Source organism: Variovorax sp. 160MFSha2.1 (assembly GCF_048305075.1).
Lineage (GTDB): Bacteria > Pseudomonadota > Gammaproteobacteria > Burkholderiales > Burkholderiaceae_C > Variovorax > Variovorax guangxiensis.
The window spans coordinates 1,427,605-1,448,847 of the sequence record NZ_CP157624.1; the positions used below are offsets into that span (position 1 = coordinate 1,427,605).

At 67.0% G+C, this 21,243-nt stretch carries 19 protein-coding genes; 13 read left to right on the forward strand and 6 right to left on the reverse strand.

The features are described from left to right. Nucleotides 1–10: 10 nt before the first annotated feature. From ABL838_RS06100 to ABL838_RS06110, 3 genes are all read left to right on the forward strand, one after another. Nucleotides 11–1,210: a PepSY-associated TM helix domain-containing protein gene (locus ABL838_RS06100; RefSeq protein WP_418124687.1), complete on the forward strand. Its 1,200-nt coding sequence runs from the start codon at nucleotides 11–13 to the stop codon at nucleotides 1,208–1,210. After that, nucleotides 1,207–1,419, forward strand: a complete 213-nt coding sequence (locus ABL838_RS06105; RefSeq protein ID WP_184635052.1) for a hypothetical protein — start codon at nucleotides 1,207–1,209, stop codon at nucleotides 1,417–1,419. The genes ABL838_RS06100 and ABL838_RS06105 overlap by 4 nt, the downstream gene beginning before the upstream one ends. 63 nt (nucleotides 1,420–1,482) lie before the next feature. Beyond that, nucleotides 1,483–3,642, forward strand: a complete 2,160-nt coding sequence (locus ABL838_RS06110; RefSeq protein ID WP_418124688.1) for a TonB-dependent receptor domain-containing protein — start codon at nucleotides 1,483–1,485, stop codon at nucleotides 3,640–3,642. 24 nt (nucleotides 3,643–3,666) lie between these two features. Here ABL838_RS06110 and metK read toward each other — a convergent pair whose 3' ends face one another. After that, nucleotides 3,667–4,851: a methionine adenosyltransferase gene (gene metK / locus ABL838_RS06115; RefSeq protein ID WP_126022969.1), complete on the reverse strand. Its 1,185-nt coding sequence runs from the start codon at nucleotides 4,849–4,851 to the stop codon at nucleotides 3,667–3,669. Between the two features lie 219 nt (nucleotides 4,852–5,070). Here metK and ABL838_RS06120 point away from each other — a divergent pair, with 219 nt between their 5' ends. Further along, nucleotides 5,071–5,961 (forward strand): lysophospholipid acyltransferase family protein, encoded by an 891-nt coding sequence (locus ABL838_RS06120; protein WP_418124689.1) that lies wholly within the window; start codon nucleotides 5,071–5,073, stop codon nucleotides 5,959–5,961. Then, a complete protein-coding gene (locus ABL838_RS06125; protein ID WP_418124690.1) occupies nucleotides 5,958–6,842 on the forward strand; it encodes a lipid A biosynthesis acyltransferase in 885 nt (294 codons plus the stop codon). The genes ABL838_RS06120 and ABL838_RS06125 overlap by 4 nt, the downstream gene beginning before the upstream one ends. On the opposite strand, the gene ABL838_RS06130 is transcribed toward ABL838_RS06125, so the two are convergent. Continuing rightward, complete coding sequence (locus ABL838_RS06130; RefSeq protein ID WP_418124692.1) at nucleotides 6,805–7,767, reverse strand: alpha/beta fold hydrolase; 963 nt, start codon at nucleotides 7,765–7,767, stop codon at nucleotides 6,805–6,807. The genes ABL838_RS06125 and ABL838_RS06130 overlap by 38 nt on opposite strands. A gap of 88 nt (nucleotides 7,768–7,855) precedes the next feature. Next, on the reverse strand, nucleotides 7,856–8,605 hold the full coding sequence (gene yihA / locus ABL838_RS06135; protein ID WP_369659459.1) for a ribosome biogenesis GTP-binding protein YihA/YsxC: 750 nt from the start codon (nucleotides 8,603–8,605) through the stop codon (nucleotides 7,856–7,858). Between the two features lie 72 nt (nucleotides 8,606–8,677). On the opposite strand from yihA, the gene ABL838_RS06140 reads away from it, so the two are divergent. From ABL838_RS06140 to ABL838_RS06160, 5 genes are all read left to right on the forward strand, one after another. After that, nucleotides 8,678–9,352 (forward strand): c-type cytochrome, encoded by a 675-nt coding sequence (locus ABL838_RS06140; protein WP_176667929.1) that lies wholly within the window; start codon nucleotides 8,678–8,680, stop codon nucleotides 9,350–9,352. Nucleotides 9,353–9,466: 114 nt separating this feature from the next. Then, nucleotides 9,467–11,629, forward strand: a complete 2,163-nt coding sequence (locus tag ABL838_RS06145) for a cytochrome c biogenesis protein ResB (protein WP_418124693.1) — start codon at nucleotides 9,467–9,469, stop codon at nucleotides 11,627–11,629. Between the two features lie 14 nt (nucleotides 11,630–11,643). After that, nucleotides 11,644–12,960, forward strand: coding sequence for a c-type cytochrome biogenesis protein CcsB (gene ccsB, locus ABL838_RS06150; protein ID WP_418124695.1), 1,317 nt, complete (start codon nucleotides 11,644–11,646; stop codon nucleotides 12,958–12,960). A gap of 118 nt (nucleotides 12,961–13,078) precedes the next feature. Then, nucleotides 13,079–14,116, forward strand: a complete 1,038-nt coding sequence (msrP, locus tag ABL838_RS06155; RefSeq protein WP_418124696.1) for a protein-methionine-sulfoxide reductase catalytic subunit MsrP — start codon at nucleotides 13,079–13,081, stop codon at nucleotides 14,114–14,116. Nucleotides 14,117–14,254: 138 nt separating this feature from the next. Next, complete coding sequence (locus ABL838_RS06160; RefSeq protein WP_418124697.1) at nucleotides 14,255–14,899, forward strand: sulfite oxidase heme-binding subunit YedZ; 645 nt, start codon at nucleotides 14,255–14,257, stop codon at nucleotides 14,897–14,899. Between the two features lie 49 nt (nucleotides 14,900–14,948). On the opposite strand, the gene lysA is transcribed toward ABL838_RS06160, so the two are convergent. Next, nucleotides 14,949–16,232, reverse strand: a complete 1,284-nt coding sequence (gene lysA / locus ABL838_RS06165) for a diaminopimelate decarboxylase (protein ID WP_418124698.1) — start codon at nucleotides 16,230–16,232, stop codon at nucleotides 14,949–14,951. Then, a complete protein-coding gene (gene lptM / locus ABL838_RS06170) occupies nucleotides 16,229–16,510 on the reverse strand; it encodes an LPS translocon maturation chaperone LptM (RefSeq protein ID WP_418119321.1) in 282 nt (93 codons plus the stop codon). Before lptM ends, lysA begins: the two co-directional genes overlap by 4 nt. Nucleotides 16,511–16,546: 36 nt before the next feature. Here lptM and cyaY point away from each other — a divergent pair, with 36 nt between their 5' ends. Then, the gene (cyaY, locus tag ABL838_RS06175) at nucleotides 16,547–16,879 is read left to right on the forward strand and encodes an iron donor protein CyaY (RefSeq protein ID WP_184635074.1); all 333 of its coding nucleotides are present in this window, start codon (nucleotides 16,547–16,549) and stop codon (nucleotides 16,877–16,879) included. 16 nt (nucleotides 16,880–16,895) lie between these two features. Here the strand turns inward: cyaY and ABL838_RS06180 are convergent, their stop codons facing one another. Next, the gene (locus ABL838_RS06180; protein WP_418124699.1) at nucleotides 16,896–19,304 is read right to left on the reverse strand and encodes a penicillin-binding protein 1A; all 2,409 of its coding nucleotides are present in this window, start codon (nucleotides 19,302–19,304) and stop codon (nucleotides 16,896–16,898) included. Nucleotides 19,305–19,545: 241 nt separating this feature from the next. On the opposite strand from ABL838_RS06180, the gene ABL838_RS06185 reads away from it, so the two are divergent. Together ABL838_RS06185 and ABL838_RS06190 are read left to right on the forward strand one after the other, a co-directional pair. After that, a complete protein-coding gene (locus tag ABL838_RS06185) occupies nucleotides 19,546–20,625 on the forward strand; it encodes a pilus assembly protein PilM (protein WP_093196407.1) in 1,080 nt (359 codons plus the stop codon). Further along, nucleotides 20,622–21,242: a PilN domain-containing protein gene (locus tag ABL838_RS06190; protein WP_126022982.1), complete on the forward strand. Its 621-nt coding sequence runs from the start codon at nucleotides 20,622–20,624 to the stop codon at nucleotides 21,240–21,242. Before ABL838_RS06185 ends, ABL838_RS06190 begins: the two co-directional genes overlap by 4 nt. Nucleotide 21,243 lies beyond the last annotated feature (1 nt).

The following is a 21,243-nucleotide window of genomic DNA, read 5'->3' on the forward strand; positions in this document are numbered from 1 at the left end:
CAGCCACGACATGAACAGCAGAAAGATCAAGACCTGGGCCTGGGTGCACAAGTGGAGCAGCCTCGTGTGCACCGTCTTCATGCTGCTGCTGTGCATCACCGGGCTGCCGCTGATCTTCCACCACGAGATCGGCCACCTGCTGGGCACCGAGGTCGAGGCGCCGAAGATGCCGGCGGACACGCCGCGCGTCAGCCTCGACCGCGTGCTCGAGGTCGCGAAGGCCAGGCACCCCGACCGCGTGGTGCAGTTCGCCTCGCAGCCCGAGGACGATGACGGCCTGTGGTTCGTCACGCTCACGCCCACGCCGGCGCCCACGGACGACTTCAAGTCGGTCGCGGTCGACGCGCGCACGGGCGAGGTGCTCGCGCAGCCCAAGTTCGACGAGGGCTTCATGTACGTGATGTTCAAGCTGCACGTCGACCTCTTCGCGGGTCTGCCGGGCAAGCTGTTCCTCGGGTTCATGGGCCTGCTGCTGCTGGTGGCCGTGGTCTCGGGCGTGGTGCTGTATTCGCCCTTCATGCGCAAGCTCGACTTCGGCACGGTGCGGCGCGAGAAGCGTCCGCGCCTGAAATGGCTCGACCTGCACAACCTGCTGGGCATCGTCACGCTGGTGTGGGTGTTCGTGGTGGGCGCCACCGGCATGATCAACACCTGGGCCGACTTGGTCATCAAGTACTGGCAGTACGACCAGCTCAGCGCGCTGCTGACGCCCTACAAGAACGAGCCCGTCGTGGCGGTGAACGACCGCGCCTCGGTGCAGCGCTCGATGGAAGCCGCGATCCAGGCGACGCCCGGCATGAAGCTGTCGTTCATCGCGTTCCCCGGCACGTCGTTCTCGAGCCCGCACCACACGACCTTCTTCCTGCGCGGCAACGAACCATTCACGTCGAAGCTCTTCCAGCCGGTACTGGTCGACGCCAAGACGGCGGAGGTGACCGCATCGCCCAAGCTGCCCTGGTACCTGTGGGCGCTGCTGGTGTCGCAGCCGCTGCACTTCGGCGACTACGGCGGCATGCCGATGCAGATCATCTGGGCACTGCTCGACATCGCGACCATCATCGTACTGGGCAGCGGCCTGTACCTGTGGCTCAAGCGCGGCAACACCGCGCCGGCGGCCTCGAGGAAGGTGCTGGAACATGAAGAGAGCAAGCCCGAGCACGTCGGCGTCTCGCAACCCGAGCCGGCACCGGCGATGAAGGCGCAGGCATGAAGCCGCAGCACCATCATCACGGCTTCTGGCAGATGTGGGGCTGGCCCATCGTGCTGGGCGTGCTCACCACCTTCGGCCTGATCTCGGCGCTCTTCAGCGACGGCGGCCTGGGCGACGTCCTGGCCTGGATCGCGCTGGGCATCCCGTGCGTGGTGTGCGTCTGGTACGGCTGGTGCAGGAAGCGGGCCGAGAAGGCCAGCGAGTCCTAGTTTTCCCTGAGAGTCGCGCCACCGCGACACGCGCGGCCGGCGCGCCAAAGCAGAATCGGCGCGATGAAGAACCTCGCGCCCGTTGCCTTCACCGCCGCCGGCCTCCTCCTTCTGCTCGCCGCGCCGCCGGCCGCGCGGGCGCAGCAGGATCAGCCCGCCGCCGGCCCGGGCCCCGGCAGCAACGCCCCGAGCCTGCGCGAGATCACCGTATCCGTTCCCCGAGGCGAGGTCGCACCCTTCAACGTGCCCGGCTCGGTCGACCGCGTCGATGGCGACGAGATGCGCGACAGCCGCCTGCAGGTCAACCTGTCCGAAGGCCTCGGCGCGGTGCCGGGCCTGCAGGTGCAGAACCGGCTGAACTACGCGCAGGACCTGCAGCTTTCCATCCGCGGCTTCGGTGCGCGCTCGACCTTCGGCGTGCGCGGCGTGCGCCTCTACGTCGACGGCATCCCCGCGACCCTGCCCGACGGGCAGGGCCAGACATCGAACATCGACATCGGCTCGCTGGACCGCGTCGAAGTGCTGCGCGGACCGTTCTCCGCCCTCTATGGCAACTCCTCAGGCGGCGTGGTGCAGGCCTTCACCGCCTCGGGCGAGGGGCCGCCGCGCCTGTCGTATTCGCTCGCGGGCGGCAGCTTCGGCACCTGGCGGCAGTCGTTGAAGCTCAGCGGATCGCAGGGCGCGGTGGATTACCTGCTCGACGCGAGCCGCTTCCACACCGATGGCTGGCGCGAGCACAGCGCCGCGAAGCGCGACATCGCCAACGGCAAGCTCGGCATCGCGCTGGACAACGGCGACAGGCTCACGCTGGTGTTCAACAGCGTGCGCATAGCCGCGCAGGACCCGCTGGGCCTCACCGCCGACCAGTACGCCCTGGCGCCGCGCAACGCGCCGCTGGCCACGCAGTACGACACGCGCAAGACGGTCGAGCAGACGCAGGCCGGCCTGCTCTACGAGCACCGCATCGACGCCACGCAGGGGCTGCGGCTCATGGTCTACGGCGGCCAGCGCAAGACCGTGCAGTTCCAGTCGATCCCGCCGTCTGCGCAGCAGAACCCGCTGCACGCGGGCGGCGTGATCGATCTTTCGCGCCAGTACGGCGGTGTCGACCTGCGCTGGAACGCCGCGCTCACCCTGGCCGGCCGGCCCTTCGACATCGTGGCCGGCCTGGGCTACGACAGCCTGCGCGAAAAGCGCCGGGGCTACGAGAACTACCTCGGGCCGGTGTCGGCTCCCGTGCTCGGCGTGCGGGGACGGCTGCGGCGCAACGAGCTCAACGAGGCATGGAACCTCGACCCGTACGCGCAGGCCACATGGCGGCTCACCGACCGCTGGACGCTCGAGGCTGGCGTGCGCCGCAGCAGCGTGCACTTCGACTCGCAGGACCGCTACATCGTCGGCACCAACCGCGACGACAGCGGCAGCGCGCGCTACAGCAAGACCCTGCCGGTAGCCTCGCTGCGCTACCAGGCGACGCAGGACCTGGCGCTGTACGGCTCCATCGGGCGCGGCTTCGAGACGCCGACGCTGAACGAGCTTTCCTACCGCGCCAACGGCGCGAGCGGCCTCAATTTCGCACTGCGCCCGTCGGTCAACGACAGCATCGAGATCGGCGCCAAGGCGCGGCTCGCCGGCGGCCTGCTCACGGCAGCGCTGTTCCAGACCCGCACGCGCGACGAGATCGTGACCGACACCAACGTCGGCGGCCGCGCCACCTTCCAGAACGCGGGCCGCACGAAGCGCAACGGCCTCGAACTGGGCTGGCAGCACGAGACAGCGAACCACTGGCGCACGCAACTGGCCTACACGTGGCTGGACGCGACCTATCGCGACGCTTTCTGCTCGCCGTCTCCGTGCGGCACCGCGAACACCGTGGCTGCGGGCAACCGCATTCCTGGCATCGCGCGGCAGTCGCTGTTCGCGTCGCTGGGCTGGGTGCCGCCCGAGGGCTGGCGCGCCGGCATCGAGATGCGCGCGCTCGGGCGCATCCAGGCCAACGACGCCAACACGGCGAGCGCGCCGGGCTACGCCGTGGCGGCGGTGTATGCGGGCTACCTGAAGAAGTGGGAGCGCTGGGAGTTCAACGCCTTCGCGCGCGTCGACAACCTGTTCGACCGGCGCTACGTGGGCTCGGTGATCGTCAACGAAGGCAACGGCCGCTACTACGAGCCGGCGCCGGGCCGCAACTGGACGGTGGGGCTGAGCGGCGCCTACCGCTTCTGACGCCCCACCATCTTTTTCTCTTGCTTACTTGAGGCCGGCTGCCGCGCGCAGTGCGGCGGCCTGGGTGGTCGCTTCCCAGGTGAACTCGGGCTCCTCGCGGCCGAAGTGGCCGTAGGCGGCGGTCTTCTGGTAGATCGGGCGCAGCAGGTCGAGCATCTGGATGATGCCCTTCGGACGCAGGTCGAAATGCTCGCGCACCAGTTCGGCGATCTTCTCGTCGGGGATGACGCCCGTGCCTTCGGTGTAGACCGTGATGTTCATCGGCTGTGCCACGCCGATGGCGTAGGCCACCTGGATCTGGCACTGGCGCGCCAGGCCGGCGGCCACGATGTTCTTGGCGACGTAGCGCGCGGCGTAGGCGGCCGAGCGGTCGACCTTCGACGGGTCCTTGCCCGAGAACGCGCCGCCGCCGTGCGGGCAGGCGCCGCCGTAGGTGTCGACGATGATCTTGCGGCCGGTGAGGCCGCAGTCGCCCTGCGGGCCGCCGATGACGAAGCGGCCGGTCGGGTTGATCAGGTAGCGCGTGTCCTTCAGCCACTCCTTGGGCAGCACCGGCTTGATGATCTCCTCGATGATGGCTTCGTTGAACGATGCCTTCATCTTGGTGGGCGTCTCGCTCTGGTCGGGGCTGTGCTGGGTGGAGAGCACCACGGTGTCGATGCTGTGGGGCTTGCCGTCCACGTAGCGCATCGTCACCTGGCTCTTGGCGTCGGGACGCAGGAAAGGCAGGCGGCCGTCCTTGCGCAGCTGGGCCTGGCGCTCGACGAGGCGGTGCGCGTAGTAGATGGGCGCGGGCATCAGCTCGGGCGTTTCGTCGCAGGCGTAGCCGAACATCAGGCCCTGGTCGCCGGCGCCGGTGTTCAGGTGGTCGTCGCTCGCGTGGTCCACGCCCTGGGCGATGTCGTTGGACTGCTTGTCGTAGCAGACCATCACGGCGCAGCCCTTGTAGTCGATGCCGTAGTCGGTGTTGTCGTAGCCGATACGCTTGATGGTGTCGCGCGCGACCTGGATGTAGTCGACGTGCGCGTTGGTGGTGATCTCGCCGGCCAGCACGACCAGGCCGGTGTTGGTCAGCGTCTCGGCTGCCACGCGGCTGCGGGGGTCCTGCTCGAAGATCGCGTCCAGGATGGCGTCCGAGATCTGGTCGGCGACCTTGTCGGGATGGCCTTCGGAGACGGATTCGGACGTGAAGAGGAAGTCGTTCGCCATTTGTTCAAAACTCCTTGAATGACTTGGCGCGTTGCCAACTCTGCGGAGCTCTGGCGAACGCTTTAGCAGATGCCGATTTCTCGACCCGGCACAATCGCATTGCTGCGCTTGTGTTTGTCGCCCTGCAAGTTGTTCCGTAACTCGGCGACAATTTGCATTCTATTCGAGCCGCGCAATACCATGCGCGCGCGTCCGTGTTTTGACCCCCTCCCGTATTCGATGATCACCCTGTTCCGCCTGCTTGCCCGCGTGCCGATGCCGCTGATGCATCGGCTCGGTGCATTGCTGGGCTGGCTGGTCTGGTGGAGCGCGCCCGGCTACCGCCGCCGCTTCAAGGCCAACGCCGAGAGCGCGGGCTTCGGCCCCGAGCAATACCGTCCCGCCATCGCCGCCGCCGGCAAGATGGCGTCAGAGCTGCCGTGGCTCTGGCTGCGGCCCCAAGGGGAAACCGTGCTGCATCGCGTGGTGCGCTGGGAGGGCGTGGAGGCCTTCGAGGCGGCCATGCAGGCGAAAAAGGGCGTCATCCTCGTCGCGCCGCACCTCGGCAGCTGGGAGATGTGCGGCCAGGCCATCGGCGAGCGCTTTCTTTCCACCTACGGACCCATCACCGCACTGTTCCGCCCGGCCCGCAAGAAATGGATGGCCGACCTGATCGCCGCCGGCTCGCGCGACAGGCCCGGCCTGCAGACACTGCCCACCAACAACACCGGCGTGCGCGGCCTGATCCGCACGCTGCGCAGCGGCGGCTACACCGGCATCCTGCCCGACCAGGTCCCGCCGCTCGGCCAGGGCGTATGGGCGCCTTTCCTGGGCCGCCCGGCCTACACCATGACCCTGCTTCCCCGACTCGCGCAACAGACCGGCGCGGCCTGCTTCCTCAGCGTGTGCGAACGCCTGCCGAATGCGGCCGGCTACGTGATCCGCTTCGAGCCCATCGTCGGCACCGCGCTGACCGACCCGTCCGCTCCCATCGAGGATGCCGCTGCCGCGATGAACGATGCCATCGGCCGCCTCATCCACAGCCTGCCGGGCCAGTACGTCTGGGACTACGCCCGCTACAAGGAGCCGCGCGCCGAGCGCGTGGTTGCCGCCGCCGGGGAGGCCGCATGAGCCTGGGTTCCCGACTCGGCATCGGCTTCATGCGGGTGATCGCGCCGCTGCCGCTGCCCGTGGTGCGCGGTTTCGGTGCGTTCCTCGGCCGCATCCTGCACACCGTCGCGGTGCCGCGGCGGCGCGTGGTCGACACCAACCTGGCGGTCTGCTTCCCCGAGAAGTCGCAAGCCGAGCGCCGTGCGATCGCGAAAGAGACCTTCGTCTACGTGGCGCAGTCGTGGTTGGACCGCGGCTGGCTCTGGCATGCGCCCGAGAAGACGGTGGCCAGCCGGCTGAAGATCGTCGGCGCGGCCTCGGAGATCAGCGAGATCGCCCACGGCGACGAGCCCATGATCCTCTTCGCACCGCATTTCTACGGCCTCGACGCGGCAGCCACCGCGCTCACGATGCACACGGCGCGCCCCTCGGCCACCATCTACACGACCCAGCGCGACCCCATGATCGACGCCTGGATCCGCGAGGGCCGCACCCGCTTCGGCGACGTGGCGGCGCTCAACCGGGTGGACGGCATCAAGCCTGTGCTGCAGGGCCTGCGCAAGGGCGGCCTGCTGTACCTGCTGCCCGACATGGACTTCGGCCGCGACCAGACCATCTTCGTGCCGTTCTACGGCGTGCAGGCGGCCACCGTGCCGTCGCTGTCGCGCTTCGCGCGGCTGGGCAAGGCGAAGGTGGTGCCGGTGGTGGCGAAGCTCACGCGCGAGGGCTACGAGATCGAGATCCTGCCGACCTGGCAGAACTTTCCGACGGACGACGTCGAGGCCGACACGGCGCTCATGAACGAACGGCTGCAGGGGTATATCGACACGATGCCTTCGCAGTACTACTGGGTGCACCGGCGGTTCAAGACCCGCCCCGAAGGCGAGCCTCCCATCTACTGATCGACGCGGCCCAGGGGTTGCGCTGCAGGAAGCCCTCGATCTCGCGCGCGACCAGCTGCGGCTGCTCATGCACGATCCAGTGGGTCGCGTTCGGCACCTTCTTGATCTCGAGCTTGGGCACGTATTCGTCGAGCCCTTCGAGCAGGCCGGGCAGCAGGGCCGCGTCGTCGAGTGCCCAGAACACGAAGGTCGGCACTTCCACCATGAGCCGCTCGCGCGGCAGCACGGGGATGCCGTCGACGGTCTGGCCGGGCAGCGGCGGCTTCATCGGCGTCACGCGGTAGAGGTTGCAGGCGCCCGTGAGGCCCGCGCTCCAGACCTCGCGGTACTGCTGCTTCACTTCCTCGGTGAGCCAGCCGAAGCCGTCGGGGCCGGCCTTCATCAGCAGGAAGAAGGGCCACATGCGCTTGAAGTCGTCGGCCGCGAGCAGCGCCTCGGCGTCGGGGCGCGCGAGGAAGTTCATGTAGGCGCTTGCCTGCTGCTGCGCCGGGTTGTTGCGCAGCTCGCGGGTGAAGGTGCCCGGGTGCGGCGAATTGATGATGACCAGGCGTCCGACCTGCTGCGGGAAGGCATTGGCATAGCCCCAGCCGAAGGCGCCGCCCCAGTCGTGGGCGACCAGCGCGGCCATGGTGCCGTCGGCGCTCTCGGTGGCGGCGAGCTGCTGGATGTCCTGGATCAGCAGGGGCGCCTTGTAGGCAGCCACGTCGGCGGGCGAGCTCGACTTCTCGAAGCCGCGCAGGTTGGGCGCCACGCAGCGGTAGCCGCCGTGGGCCGGATCGGCGAAGTACTCGAGCAGTTCGTCCCAGATGAACGCGGCCTCGGGGAATCCGTGGAGGAACACCATCAGCGGCCGGCCCGGCTGGCCGGCGGCGCGGCAGCTCAGGGTGGTGCCGTTGGGCAGGCTGCGCTGGAATGTCTCGATCATGCTTCTTGTCTCCTTCGGGTTGACTGGTGTCGCTATTATTTTGATAGTGAACTTCGCAGACGGGACGATCGGTACAGCCTGTTCCGTATCAGGCGTCTTCCGGTGGTGGCGTCGGCTCGGGGCCGGCGGCCGGTGCCTGGGCGTCTTCGGGGTGCACCCAACGCCACAGCAGCTGCGCCGCCTCGCCCACGCCCTGCTTCTTCAGGGCCGAGAACAGTTTCACCTCGCCGCCACCGGCCTGCAGTCGCGTAATGGACAGCACCTTGGCGCCCTCGCTGCGGGTGAGCTTGTCGGCCTTGGTGAGCAGCACGAGGAACTTCAGGCCCTGCTGCACGCGCGGGCGGATCACGTCGAGCAGGATCTCATCGAGCTCGGTCAGACCGTGGCGCGGATCGCACATGAGCACCACGCCGCGCAGGTTCTCGCGCGTCATCAGGTAGTTGCCCATCACGCGCTGCCAGCGCAGCTTGGCCTCGCGCGGCACGGCCGCGTAGCCGTAGCCGGGCAGGTCGGCAAGCACCGCGTCATCGACCTTCTGCTTGCCGATGCCGAACAGGTTGATGTGCTGCGTGCGGCCGGGCGTCTTGGAGGCGAAGGCCAGGCGCGTCTGCTGGGTGAGGGTGTTGATGGCGGTCGACTTGCCCGCGTTGGAGCGGCCGACGAAGGCGATCTCGGGCAGGTCGAAAGGGGGCAGATGCTCCAGCTGGGGCGCGCTGGTGAGGAAGTGGGCGGTGTGCAGCCAGCCCAGCGCCATGCGTTCGCGTTCGGCAACCTTGGGGTCTGCGGCGGGCGCCGCGCGGGGAGGATAGGCGGCGGGCTTGGCGCGCGGGGAGGGCATCTACGGACTTTCGAAACAGGGCCCACATTGTAGAATCGTGAGGTTTTGCGCCATAAATTCGAAGCCCCCGATATGAAGTTGTTTGCCAATATTGTGCTTGCGGCCCTCGTGGGCATCGCATCCAGCGTGAGTTTTGCAGCCGATGAACACGCGGCCGCTCCTGCCGCCCCGGCGGCCGCCAAGCCGGCCAAGCCGGACCCCGCCAAGGGGGATGCGCTCTTCAACGCAACGCCGGCAAACAGCCAGAGCTGCGCCTCCTGCCACAACGCCGACGGCAACTCCGCCATCGCCGCCAACCCGAAGCTGGCGCAGCAACACCCCGAATACATCCTCAAGCAGCTGCAGGACTTCAAGTCCGGCGCCCGCAAGAGCGCGATCATGAAGCCGCTGGCCTCGGCGCTGTCGGAAGAAGACATGCGCAACATCGCCTGGTTCGTCGGCTCGAAGAAGGTCAAGCCGGGCTTCTCGAAGGACAAGGACACCATCGCCCTGGGCGAGAAGATCTACCGCGGCGGCATCGGCGACCGCCAGATCCCGGCCTGCGCCGGCTGCCACAGCCCCAACGGCGCCGGCATCCCGGCCCAGTACCCGCGCCTGGGCGGCCAGAACGCCGACTACACCGTGGCCCAGCTCACGGCCTTCCGCGACAACGTCCGCCTGAACAGCCTGCCCATGACCGGCGTCGCCGCCAAGCTCAACGACAGGGAAATCAAGGCGGTCGCCGACTACATTGCCGGTTTGCGTTGATGATGGCGCTCCCTGGAGCGTGACCAGCCGCCGATAACAACCCCAAACAAAGGGCGGGCCGATCCAGCAGGATGGCCCGCCTTTTTTGTTTTTTTCTCTTCCTACTCTCGCCCGATGTCCGTCTCCACCCATGGCCTTCGCGTTCATCGCGGACCGCAGATGCTTCGCGCCGCGGTGGAACTGCTGTCGTCGATGCGCTTCGCGATCGCGCTGCTCACGATCATCTGCATCGCGTCGATCATCGGTACGGTGCTCAAGCAGCACGAGCCGATCAACAACTACATCAACCAGTTCGGCCCGTTCTGGGCCGAGCTCTTCCGCGCCGCGCGGCTCGACTCGATCTACAGCGCCTGGTGGTTCCTGCTGATCCTGCTGTTCCTGGTGATCAGCACCACGCTGTGCATCGTGCGCAACACGCCGCGCATCCTGGTCGACCTCAGGACCTTCAAGGAAGACATCCGCGCTCAGAGCCTCAAGGCCTTCGGCCAGCGCGCCGAGAACCGTCTCGGTGAAACGCCGGACGTCGCCGCCAACCGGATCGGGCAACTGCTGGTGAGCGGCGGCTGGAAGGTCAAGCTGCAGCAGCGCGAGGCAACTGGCGACGGCAGGCAGGCCGCGGGCTGGATGGTCGCGGCGCGTGCCGGCGGTGCCCACAAGCTGGGCTACATCGCCGCCCACAGCGCCATCGTGCTGGTGTGCATCGGCGGCCTGCTCGACGGCGACCTGGTGGTGCGCGCGCAGACCTGGTTCAACGGCAAGAGCGTATTCACCGGCGGCGGCATGATCGCCGACGTGCCGCCGCAGCACCGGCTGTCGGCGAGCAACCCGACCTTCCGCGGCAACATCCTCGTGCCCGAGGGCGGGCAGGGCAGCGTCGCCATCCTGAACCAGTCCGACGGCGTGCTGCTGCAGGAGCTGCCGTTCTCCATCGAGCTGAAGAAGTTCATCGTCGACTACTACTCGACCGGCATGCCCAAGCTCTTCGCGAGCGAAGTGGTGCTGCACGACCGCGAGACCGGCGAGCAGGTGCCCGCGCGCATCGAGGTCAACCACCCGGCCAGCTACAAGGGCGTGGAGATCTACCAGTCGAGCTTCGATGACGGCGGCTCGAAGGTGAAGCTCAAGGCGGTGCCGATGGCCGCCGCGGCCAAGCCCTTCGAGGTGGAAGGCGTCATCGGCGGGCCCAGCACCGAGATCACCAACGGCAAGGACAAGCTCACGCTCGAGTACGCCGCGCTGCGCGTGATCAACGTCGAGAACTTCGCCGACGCCAACGCCATGGGCAGCGGCGCCGACGTGCGCAAGGTCGACCTGCGCCACGACATCGAATCGCGCCTGGGGGCAGCCAACAAGACCAACAAGCCGAAGGTGCTGCGCAACATCGGCCCGAGCATCGGCTACAAGCTGCGCGACGCCGCCGGACAGGCGCGCGAGTACCAGAACTACATGGTGCCGGTCGACACCGGCGACGGCCAGCCGGTGTTCCTGCTGGGCATGCGCGAGAAGCCCGAGGAGCCCTTCCGCTACCTGCGCGTGCCGGCCGACGAGCAGGGCTCGATGGACGGCTTCGTGCGCATGCGCGCCGCGCTAGGCGACGCCGCCACGCGCGAGCGCGCCGTCGAGCGCTACATCGCCAAGGCCACCGATCCCAAGCGCCCCGAGATGGCGGAGCAGCTGCGCGTGTCGGCCACGCGCGCGCTGGCGCTTTTCGCGGGCAGCGAGCGCGCCAAGGCCGACGCCACCACCGCGGGCGGCTGGCAGGCGATTGCCGAATTCATGGAAACCAACGTGCCCGAGGCCGAGCGCGAGCGCGCCGGCGGGGTGCTGGTGCGCATCCTCAACGACGTGCTGTTCGAGGTGCTCAACCTGAGCCGCGAGGGCGCCGGCCTGGCCGCGCTGCCCAACGACGAGAAATCGCAGGCCTACCTGACGCAATCCGTGCTGGCCATCAGCGACGCGCACTTCTACCCGGCCCCGGTCGCGATGATGATGACCGACTTCACCCAGGTTCAGGCCAGCGTGTTCCAGGTGGCGCGCGCCCCCGGCAAGAACATCGTCTACCTGGGCTGCCTGTTGCTGATCGTCGGCATTTTTGCCATGCTGTACGTGCGCGAGCGCCGCCTGTGGGTGTGGCTGGCACCCGACGGCACGGCTTCCGAAGGCGACGCACCCGCGACGACGGCCGCCACGATGGCTTTCTCGGTGAATCGCAAGACCATCGACAGCGACCGCGAATTCGAGCATCTCAAACGCAAGCTGCTCGCCCTGAACGCATAAGACCACGAGACGACATGAACACCACGACCCTCACGCTCAATGAAAGCTGGCTCTCGCGCCGCAACCTGTTCGACTGGGTGTTCGCGGCGCTGGTGGTGGCCGGCGGCTTGTTCGCCTTCGCGCGCTATGCGGGGTCGATGGATTACTACGAGAAGCCGATCCTCATCGCGGCGGTGATCGCGACCATCGCCATCGGCTGGTTCTGGCGGCCGCTGCGGGTGCTGGCCATCGTGGTGGCTGCGGCCTCGCTGCTGGCCATTGCCTCGTACCAGGGCGACCTGGCGCGTGCCGACACGGTGTTCTGGCTCAAGTACTTCCTGTCGAGCCAGTCGGCCATCCTGTGGATGAGCGTGCTGTTCTTCATGAGCACGCTGTTCTACTGGCTGGGCTTCTTCGGCGGCAGGCAGTCGGATACCTTCGACGCCATCGGCTCGCGCCTCGCGTGGGCTGCGGTGACGATGGCGCTGATCGGCACCATGGTTCGCTGGTACGAGAGCCACCAGCTCGGCCCGGACATCGGCCACATCCCGGTGAGCAACCTGTACGAGGTGTTCGTGCTCTTCTGCTGGCTGACGGCCGCCTTCTACCTGTACTTCGAGGAGCGCTACGGCACGCGCGCGCTCGGTGCCTTCGTGATGCTGGTGGTCAGCGCGGCGGTGGGCTTCCTGCTCTGGTACACGATCGTGCGCGAGGCGCATGAGATCCAGCCGCTGGTGCCGGCGCTGCAGAGCTGGTGGATGAAGCTGCACGTGCCGGCCAACTTCATCGGCTACGGCACTTTCGCGCTGGCGGCCATGGTCGCCTTCGCCTATCTCATCAAGGAGCAGGCCGAGGAGAAGCGCTGGTACAAGCTCACGCCGATCTGGCTGCTGGGCGTGGCACTGTGCTTCGTGCCGGTGGCGTTCCGCCAGCGCGTGCAGGAGGCCGGCGGCAGCTACTGGGTGATCTATGCGGGCATTTCCGCGCTGATCGCCGCGGGCATCCTGCTGGGGCGCAAGCGCATCGCCGCGCGCCTGCCGGCCAACGAGGTGCTCGACGACGTCATGTACAAGTCGATCACCGTCGGCTTCGCCTTCTTCACCATCGCCACCGTGCTGGGCGCGCTGTGGGCGGCCGACGCCTGGGGCGGCTACTGGAGCTGGGACCCGAAGGAGACCTGGGCGCTGATCGTCTGGCTCAACTACGCGGCCTGGCTGCACATGCGGCTGGTGAAGGGCCTGCGCGGCACCGTGGCGGCCTGGTGGGCGCTGGGCGGGCTGGCGGTGACGACCTTCGCCTTCCTGGGCGTGAACATGTTCCTGAGCGGGCTGCACAGCTACGGCACCCTGTGAGTGCAGGCCCGCGGGCTTTCGCGAAGAATTATTGAAACCGCGCGCTCCGGCGGCGCGTAACCGAATCGGGGTTGGCCACGAACTACCCTGAGAACAACGATTCCGCGAAAGGCCCGTCATGTCGTTCCCTTCCCATCCCAGCCGCCCCATCCGTCGTACCGCCAGCAACAGCGGCGACAACGGCTTCATCCATCCGCTGTCCAGCGAGATCACGTCCCGAGAGGTCTACGAGGGCCGCCGCGACATGCTCAAGCTCATGGCCGGCGGCGCAGCGGGAGCCGCGCTGGCGGCCTTCGCCTCGCGCGAAGCCCTGGCGCAGACCGAGCGCCCCAACAAGCTGGCGCCGCTGCCCGGCGCGAAGTCGGCGGTGCCCGGCGCCATGTCGATGGAAAAGGTCACCGACTACAAGGATGCCTCCACCTACAACAACTTCTACGAGTTCGGCACCGACAAGGCCGACCCGGCCAAGAACGCCGGCACGCTGAAGACGCGGCCATGGACGGTGGAGGTGGAAGGGCTGGTCAAGAAGCCGGGCAAGTACGGCATCGAGGATCTGCTCAAGCTCAGCGCGCAGGAGGAGCGCATCTATCGGCTGCGCTGCGTCGAGGGCTGGTCGATGGTGATTCCGTGGGTCGGCTACTCGCTGGCCGAACTCATCAAGAAGGTCGAGCCGCAGGGCAACGCCAGGTTCGTCGAGTTCGTGACCCTGGCCGACCCCAAGACCATGCCCTTCGTCGGCTCGCGCGTGCTCGACTGGCCCTACACCGAGGGCCTGCGCATGGACGAGGCGATGCATCCGCTCACGCTGCTGGCCTTCGGCATGTACGGCGAGGTGCTGCCCAACCAGAACGGCGCGCCGGTGCGGCTGGTGGTGCCGTGGAAGTACGGCTTCAAGTCGGCCAAGTCGATCGTGAAGATCCGCTTCGTCGAGAAGGAGCCCAGCACCGCCTGGAACAAGGCCGCGGCCAACGAATACGGCTTCTATTCGAACGTGAATCCCAACGTCGACCATCCGCGATGGAGCCAGGCCACCGAGCGCCGGATCGGCGACGGCGGCGGCCTCTTCGCAAAACGGCGCAAGACGGAGCTGTTCAACGGCTATGAAGCACAGGTCGGCCAGCTCTACGCGGGCATGGACCTGAAGAAGAACTACTGAAATGGAGCTCGCCCCCAGGCTGCGCGCACTTCGTGTCGCTTCGCCAACCCCCTACCGGGGGCAACACCTGCGGCCCGGCAAAGCCGGTTCCGCGGTGTTTCTCGAAGGTGCGATGCCTCTTCTTTCATGGAGTGCCTTGTGAACAAGCTGCTCATGCATCCGGCGACCAAGCCGGTCATCTTTTTGCTGTGCCTGCTGCCGTTCGCGCGGCTGGCCTACGGCGCGTTCACGGACGGGCTGGGTGCCAACCCCGCGGAGTTCCTGATCCGCGCCACCGGCGACTGGACCCTGCGTTTCATCTGCATCGTGCTGGCGGTGACGCCGCTGCGGGTGATGAGCAAGTGGAACGCGCTCGCGCGCTACCGCCGCATGCTGGGCCTGTTCGCGTACTTCTATGTGGTGCTGCACCTGCTGTGCTACAGCTGGTTCGACATGGGCTTCGAGTGGGGCGACATTGCGAAGGACATCGCCAAGCGGCCGTTCATCCTGGTGGGCTTCTCTGCCTTCGTGCTGCTGACGCCGCTGGCTGCCACGTCTTTCAACCGCGCGATCAAGGCGATGGGCGCGAAGCGCTGGCAGATGCTGCACAAGCTGGTCTACCTGATCGCGGGGCTCGGCCTGCTGCACTTCTTCTGGATGCGCGCGGGCAAGAACAACTTCGCGGAAGTGTTCGTCTACGCCGCGATCATCGCGGTGCTGCTCGCGTGGCGCGTGTGGAACTACTTCGCGAACAAGCGCGGGAAGGTGAAGCCGGCGTCTGCGGGTGCTGTGCGCACCGGCTGACGCCGGGAAGACCGGGAAGACCGGGAAGACCGGGAAGAGCGATCGGCGATCAGCCGTCGATCTCGCTGCGCAGCTGGTCTTCCATCGTCTCGCGACGGCGGATCAGCTTTGCGCTCGCGCCGCTCACCAGCACCTCGGCGGCGCGGCCGCGGGTGTTGTAGTTGCTGGACATGCTCATGCAGTACGCGCCCGCCGACAGCACGGCCAGCAGGTCGCCCGACACCACGTTGAGCGCGCGGTCGCGGCCGATCCAGTCGCCGCTCTCGCAGACCGGGCCGACCACGTCGTAGGTCGTGGCATTGCCCGCGCGGGTGCGCACCGGCACGATGCGCTGGAAGGCCTGGTACATCGCGGGGCGCGGCAGGTCGTTCATGGCCGCGTCGACGATGCAGAAGTTCTTGTCCTCGCCCGGCTTGGTGTAGAGCACTTCGGTCACGCACACGCCGGCATTGCCGACCAGCGAGCGGCCTGGCTCGATCACCAGCTTGCGCCCTCCGAAGCCGCGCGCGTCGAGCTTGGCCAGCAGCTGCTGCCACAGCGCATCGGCCTTGGGTGGCACCTCGCCGTTGTAGTCGATGCCCAGGCCGCCACCGAAGTCCAGGTGATGGATCGGCACCCCGGCTGCCTCGATGGCTTCCACCAGGTCGAGCACGCGGTCGCAGGCGTCGAGGTAGGGCGAGGCTTCGGTGATCTGCGAGCCGATGTGGCAGTCGATGCCCACCACCTCCAGCCCCTGCAGCCGTGCGGCATGCTTGTAGGCCTCGACGGCGCGGTCGTGCGCGATGCCGAACTTGTTGCCCTTCAGGCCGGTGGAAATGTAGGGGTGCGTCTTCGGATCGACGTTCGGATTGATGCGGATGCTGATCGGCGCGCGCTTGCCTTCGGCCACCGCCACTTCGTGGAGCACGTCGAGCTCGGCTTCGCTCTCGACGTTGAAGCAGGCGATGCCGGCAGCGAGGGCCTGGCGCATCTCGGCGCGGGTCTTGCCGACGCCCGAGAAGATGATCTTCTTCGGATCGGCACCGACGGCCAGCACGCGCGAGAGCTCGCCGCCGGAGACGATGTCGAAGCCGCAGCCGGCTTCCGCGAACACGCGCAGCACGCCGAGCGAGGAGTTGGCCTTCATCGCGTAGCAGATGAGCGCATCACGACCCTCGAAGCCGCGCTGGTAAGCCGCCAGGGCGTCCAGCATCCACTGCCTGGAGTAGACGAAGAGAGGAGTGCCGTGTTCGCGGGCCAGCGCGTCGAGCGCCACGCCTTCGACGTGCAGCGTGCCGTCGCGCTCGGCGACGTGCGGCTGGCCGGGCAGGGAGATGGGGGTGCCGGAACTCACTTGCGCTGCTCCGTGCTGGTGGTGCTGGTGCTGGTGCTGGTGCTGCCGGCTGGCGCGCTGGCCGCGGCAGCCGGAGCGGGCGCCGCCTGGCTGGAGGACGAAGATGACGACGAAGACCGCAGGCTGTCCGGCGTCATGAGCTCCGGCAAGGTGGCGCGCCCGGCGGCTGCCGGATCGGTCGGCAGGTACAGCGCACCGCGCTGTCCGCAGGCAGCGACGAGCCCGGCGGTGCCCACGGCAAGGCAGACCATGAGCGCGGCGCGGACGCGGGTGCTCACTAGAATTTGGTGAACGTTCAACATGGCGAAATTGTAATGACCGACACCGAATACATGGATCGCGCCGAGGCTGCGCTTGCCGCCATCGAGCTGGGCTGCGACCGCATCAACGAAGCGACCGACGCCGACATCGACAACCAGAGGGTGGGCGGGATGATCACGATTTCATTCCGCAACGGCAGCCAGCTGATCGTGAACCTGCAGAAGCCGTTGCAGGAAATCTGGCTTGCCGCGCGTTCCGGCGGCTACCACTACCGCCATGACGGCAAGGCCTGGGTGGACACCAAGACCGGCGAGGAATTCTTCGGCAACCTGTCGCGCGAGGCGACGCTGCAGGCCGGGCAGCCGCTGGACTTCGCGGCTCCCTGAACTCTGCCTGCGACGCTCAGTTGCGGAACAGATCGAGGATGCGGTTGCGCTCCTCGGGTTGCGCAGGAGCGCCGATCGGACCACCCGCCGGGGCTTCGACCGGCGCCGCCGGTGCGGACTCGACACCCAGGCTGGCAACGCCGCGTCCCGGCGCGTAGTCGTCGTAGTACCACTCGCCACCCACATTCACGATGCCCGCTGGCGGGTTGGCCGACAGTTCAGTCACCGGCACGCCCTTGATGGCGGTTTCCATGTAGGTGATCCAGATCGGAAGGCTCAGGCCGCCGCCGGTCTCGCGGTCGCCCAGGTTGCGCGGGGTGTCGTAACCGATCCACGAGATGGCCGTCATGGTGGGCTGGAAGCCGGCGAACCAGGCGTCGAGCGAGTCGTTGGTGGTGCCCGTCTTGCCGTAGAGGTCGGGGCGCTTGAGCATGGCCTGCGCCTTGGCCGCGGTGCCGCCGCGAGCGACGGAATTCAGCAGCGTGTCCATGATGAAGGCGTTGCGCTGCGGGATGACGCGCAGCGATTCGTTCAGGAGCGGCGGCTGCTTGTCGACCAGTACCTTGTCCTTGTGGTCGGTGATGCGCGTGACGAGGTACGGATTGACGCGGTAGCCGCCGTTGGCGAAGACCGAATAGCCCACCGCCATCTGCATCGGCGTGACCGAGCCCGCGCCCAGCGCCATCGGCAGGTAGGCGGGGTGCTTTTCCTTGTCGAAGCCGAAGTTGGTGATCCACTCCTGCGCATAGCGCGTGCCGATGGACTGCAGGATGCGGATGGACACGAGGTTCTTCGACTTCATCAGCGCGGTGCGCATCGACATCGGGCCGTCGTAGCCGCCGCCGTAGTTCTTCGGCTCCCAGGGTTGGCCGCCGGTGGTGCCGGCGTCGAAGAAGAGCGGGCCGTCGTTGATGACCGTGGCGGGCGTGAAGCCCTTTTCGAGCGCCGCTGAATAGATGAAGGGCTTGAAGCTGGAGCCCGGCTGGCGCCAGGCCTGCGTCACATGGTTGAACTTGTTCTTGCCGAAGTCGAAGCCGCCGACCAGCGCCTTGATGGCGCCGTCGCGCGGGTCCATGGCGACGAATGCGCCCTCGACCTCGGGAAGCTGCGTGATTTCCCAGGTGTTCTTGGGCGTCTTCACCACGCGGATGACCGCGCCGCGACGGATCTTGATGTTCGGCGGGGCCTTGTCGGAGAGGCCCGACTGGGCCGGCTTGAGCCCTTCGCCGGTGATCTGGACGGGATCGCCATTGCCGCGCACCGCGTCGATCTGCTTGGGCGTGGCCTTGAGCACGACCGCGGCCATCACGTCGCCGTTGTCGGGGTGGTCGTTGAGCGCGTCGTCGACTGCTTCGTCGAGGTCCTTGGGGTCGTTCGGCAGGTCGACGAACTTCTCGGGGCCGCGATAGATCTGGCGGCGCTCGTAGTCCATGATGCCCTTGCGCAGCGCCTTGTAGGCGGCCGCCTGGTCGGCCGCGACCAGCGAGGTGTAGACCTTGAGGCCGCGCGTGTAGGTGCTGTCGCCGTACTGGGCGTACATCAACTGGCGAACCGTTTCAGCCACGTATTCGGCGTGCAGGCGGTTCGGGTCGGCGGCGTCGCGCAGGTGCAGCTCTTCCTTCTTGGCTTCCGCCGCCTGTTCGGCGGTGATGAAGCCGGCCTCCTGCATGCGGTCGATCACGTAGAACTGGCGGCCGCGCGCGCGCTGCGGGTTGTTGACCGGGTTGTTCGCGCCCGGTGCCTTGGGCAGGCCGGCCAGCATCGCGGCCTGGGCGGTCGTGAGTTCCTGCAGGGGCTTGCCGAAATAGGCCTCGGAAGCGGCGGCGAAGCCATAGGCGCGGTTTCCGAGGTAGATCTGGTTCAGGTAGATCTCGAAGATCTGGTCCTTCGTGAGCAGGTGCTCCAGCTTGAAGGTCAGCAGCACCTCGTAGATCTTGCGGGTGAGCGTCTTCTCGGAGCTCAGGTAGACGTTGCGCGCCACCTGCATCGTGATGGTCGATGCGCCCTGGCTCTTCACGCGGTTCATGTTGGCCAGGCCGGCGCGGACCATGCCCTTGTAGTCGACGCCGCCGTGGTCGTAGAAGCGTGCGTCTTCGGCCGCCAGGACGGCGTCCTTCACGACCTTCGGGATGGCCGAGATGGGAGTGAGGTTGCGGCGCTCCTCGCCGAACTCGCCGATCAGGATGCCTTCGGCCGAGAAAACCCGCAGCGGCAGCTTGGGCCGGTAGTCGGAGAGCTCGCTGATGTCGGGCAGGTTCGGATACGCCACCGCGAGGGCCACTGCCACCACGCACAGCACTGCCAGCGCGCCGGCCAGGGCGATGCCGAAGCTCCAGAAGAAAAGGCGCAACAGCCATTTCAGCCAGGTCGGGCGAGTGGAGGGGGAGTTCTTGGCTGGCCCTTTGGGGCTGGAAGTTTCTTGCATGAGGGGCCGCACAGAGTCACCCGACATTATAAAAAGCCGCCCCTTCCGAACGATCCGATCTTTGCGGGGCTTGCATTGCCCTAATTCAAAAGTTACAAAATGCGGTTTTGCCGTCAGGTTTTGACAACGCTTGAGGAATTTGCCCTGCGGCGTCGCTTGGTTGCCGCTACGCCTGCTGCTAGCATGCAACCGAATTCAATTTTTTCTATTGGTTACAAATACAGGGGAAGAGGAACCTGCCTTGGCTGCTCTTGGATCATTGTTTCGTCGTCAGAACGCTCCCCTGCTGGGGCTGGACGTAAGTTCGTCCAGCGTCAAGCTGGTCGAGCTCGGCCGTGAGGCCAGCGGCAAGCTGGTCCTGGAGCGCTGCGCCATCGAGCCCCTGGAACGCGGCTGGATCACCGACGGCAACGTCGAGAAGTTCGACGAGGTGGCGGAAGCCGTCCGTCGCGTCATCCGCAAGAGCGGCACGCGCACCCGCAACGTGGCACTGGCATTGCCCCCGTCGGCCGTGATCACCAAGAAGATCATTCTTCCGGGCGGCATGAGCGAGCAGGAGCTCGAGATCCAGGTCGAGTCGGAAGCCAACCAGTACATCCCGTTCTCGCTCGACGAGGTGAGCCTCGACTTCTGCGTGACCGGTCCGAGCACCACCTCCGCCGGCGACGTGGAAGTGCTGATCGCCGCGTCGCGCAAGGAAAAGGTCCAGGACCGCGAGGGCCTGGCGGAAGCCGCCGGCCTGAAGGCGATGATCCTCGACGTCGAGTCCTACGCATCGCGCCTGGCGACCGCCCGCCTGATCGAGCAGCTGCCCGGCAAGGGCGTCGATTCGATCGTCGCTCTCTTCGAAGTGGGCGCCTTCACCACCAGCATGCAGGTGCTGCGCAACCAGGAAGTGCTGTACGACCGCGACCAGGCGTTCGGCGGTGCCCAGCTCACCCAACTGATCGTGCGCCAGTATGGCTTTTCAGCCGAGGAGGCCGAGGCGAAGAAGCGCAGCGGCGACCTGCCCGACGACTACGGCTCTGGCGTGCTCAAGCCCTTCGTGGAAAGCATCGCGCAGGAAATCGCCCGCGCGCTCCAGTTCTTCTTCACCAGCACGCCGCACAACCGCGTCGACTATGTGCTGCTGGCAGGCGGATCGGCCTCGCTGCCCGGCCTGACCAACGCGGTGACGCGGCAGACCTCGTTCGCCTGCTCCTTGCTGAATCCCTTCGAAGGCATGGAAATCAGCTCGAACGTCCGCGAGAAGAAGGTCCGCCGCGAGGCGCCGTCCTATCTGACCTCTTGCGGCCTGGCCATGCGGAGGTTCCTGCAGTGATCCTCATCAATCTGCTCCCGCACCGCGAAGCTGCGCGCAAGCGCAGGCGCGAGGCGTTCTACGGCACCTTGGGTGCCGCGGCGATCCTGGGCGTCCTGATCGCCGGCCTTGGTTATCTCTGGTTCGAGGCGCAGATCTCGGCGCAGCGTTCGACGAACGGCTTTCTGCAGGCCGAGATCAAGAAGCTCGAAGTCGAGATCAAGGAAATCTCGACGCTGCAGGAAGAAATCGCCGCGCTGCGCGCCCGCCAGCAGGCGGTCGAAGACTTGCAGGGCGACCGCAACCTGCCCGTGCACCTGCTCAACGAACTGGTCCGGCAACTGCCCGATGGCGTGTACCTGACCAACATGAAGCAGGACAACCAGACTGTCACCCTGCAAGGCATGGCGCAGTCGAACGAGCGGGTTTCGGAGTTGCTGCGCAACCTCGGCAACAACAGTCCCTGGCTGGTTAAGCCCGAGCTGGTCGAAATCACGTCGGCGAACGTGAACCTGAACCCGCGCGATCAGCGTCGCGTGGCGAACTTCACGATGCGCATTGGCCTGAAACGCCCCACCGATGCTCAGAAGGCTGCCGCCGAAAAGGCCCTGGCCGCAACGGCGCAGTCCAAGGGGTAAC